Here is a 1777-nt window from a genome sequence, read left to right as displayed (position 1 = left end):
GGAGAGGACGGTGCGGGAGGTGGGCGGGGGGCCGCCGACGCACGTACGCGCGGGCTCGGTTCGCGGGGTGTACGCGCGCGTGGCGCCTCCCTCGGCGGGGAGCATGACGGTGCCGGCGGTCCTGGCTCCGGAGGCGCTCACAGCGCGATCTCCGGTACGTCGAGGCGGCGGCCCTCGGCGGATGACCTCAGGCCCAGTTCGGCGAGTTGCACTCCGCGTGCGCCCGCGAGGAGGTCCCAGCGGTAGGGCGCGTCGGCGTACACGTGTTTGAGGAACAGTTCCCACTGGGTCTTGAAGCCGTTGTCGAACCCTTGGGGGCCCTGGTTGTCGGGCACCTCCTGCCACTGGTCGCGGAAGGAGTGGGCGGCGGGCAGGTCGGGGTTCCACACCGGCTTCGGGGTCGTGCCGCGGTGCTGGACGCGGCAGTCGCGCAGGCCCGCGACGGCCGAGCCCTCCGTCCCGTCGACCTGGAACTCCACCAGTTCGTCGCGGTGGACGCGCACCGCCCAGGAGGAGTTGATCTGCGCGATCACTCCGCTGTCCAGTTCGAACACTCCGTACGCGGCGTCGTCGGCGGTGGCCTCGTAGGGCTTGCCGTGCTCGTCCCAGCGCCGTGGGATGTGGGTGGCGGTCAGGGCCTGGACGGTGCGTACGCGGCCGAACAGCTCGTGGAGTACGTACTCCCAGTGCGGGAACATGTCGACGACGATGCCGCCGCCGTCCTCGGCGCGGTAGTTCCAGGAGGGGCGCTGGGCGGGCTGCCCGTCGCCCTCGAAGACCCAGTAGCCGAACTCGCCGCGGACCGACAGGATCCGGCCGAAGAAGCCGGCGTCGATGAGCCGCTTCAGCTTGAGCAGGCCCGGCAGGAAGAGCTTGTCCTGTACGACGCCGTGCTTGACGCCCGCCTCCTCGGCCAGCCGGGCGAGGCCGAGGGCGGCGTCCAGGCCGGTGGCGGTCGGCTTCTCGGTGTAGACGTGCTTGCCCGCGGCGATGGCCTTCTTGAGGGCGTCCTCGCGGGCCGAGGTGACCTGCGCGTCGAAGTAGATGTCGACGGCCGGGTCGGCGAGGACCGCGTCGAGGTCGGTCGAGAAGTGCGTCAGGCCGTGCTCCTCGGCGAGGGCGCGCAGCGCGTGCTCCCTGCGGCCCACCAGGACCGGCTCGGGCCACAGCACGGTGCCGTCGCCGAGGTCGAGGCCGCCCTGTGCGCGGAGGGCCAGGACCGAGCGGACGAGGTGCTGGCGGTGGCCCATGCGTCCGGTGACGCCGTTCATGGCGATGCGCACCGTCTTGCGTGTCACGAGAGTGCCTCCGTAAGTGCGTGGCAAGCGGCTCCGTAGGGCTCGCGCACGCCTCCGTAGGCGCATAGCAAGCGCTTACCATCCGGTGAGAAGCTAGCCTGCCGCACAAGGTTCGGACAAGGGCTCCGTACGGGCTCCGTACGGGCTTCGGGCCGGGGCCCGTACGGAGCGGTGCCGATCAGAGCAGTGACCGGGAGGACGACGAGATGACCGTGACCCTGGCGGACGTGGCGGCGCGTGCGCGGGTCTCCCCCGCCACCGTCTCCCGCGTGCTCAACGGCAACTACCCCGTGGCGGTCGCCACCCGTGAGCGTGTCCTGCGGGCCGTCGACGATCTCGACTACGTCCTGAACGGCCCCGCGAGTGCCCTCGCCGCGGCCGCCTCCGACCTGGTCGGCATCCTCGTCAACGACATCGCCGACCCCTTCTTCGGGATCATGGCGAGTGCGGTGCAGTCCGAGATCGGGGGGCCCGGGGGG

The 1777-nt window shown here is 71.6% G+C and carries 2 protein-coding genes; one reads left to right on the top strand and one right to left on the bottom strand.

Annotated features, from left to right (window positions below):
* Positions 1-137: 137 nt before the first annotated feature.
* A complete protein-coding gene (locus tag GKQ77_RS32350; protein WP_219692705.1) occupies positions 138-1298 on the bottom strand; it encodes a Gfo/Idh/MocA family protein in 1161 nt (386 codons plus the stop codon).
* 206 nt (positions 1299-1504) lie between these two features.
* Between GKQ77_RS32350 and GKQ77_RS32345 the strand changes: the two genes are divergently transcribed.
* Positions 1505-1777: LacI family DNA-binding transcriptional regulator (locus GKQ77_RS32345; RefSeq protein WP_219692704.1), on the top strand; the 273-nt coding region annotated here is incomplete at its 3' end.

Source organism: Streptomyces anatolicus (assembly GCF_019400875.1).
Lineage (GTDB): Bacteria > Actinomycetota > Actinomycetes > Streptomycetales > Streptomycetaceae > Streptomyces > Streptomyces anatolicus.
This window is presented reverse-complemented; position numbering and strand designations above follow the sequence as displayed.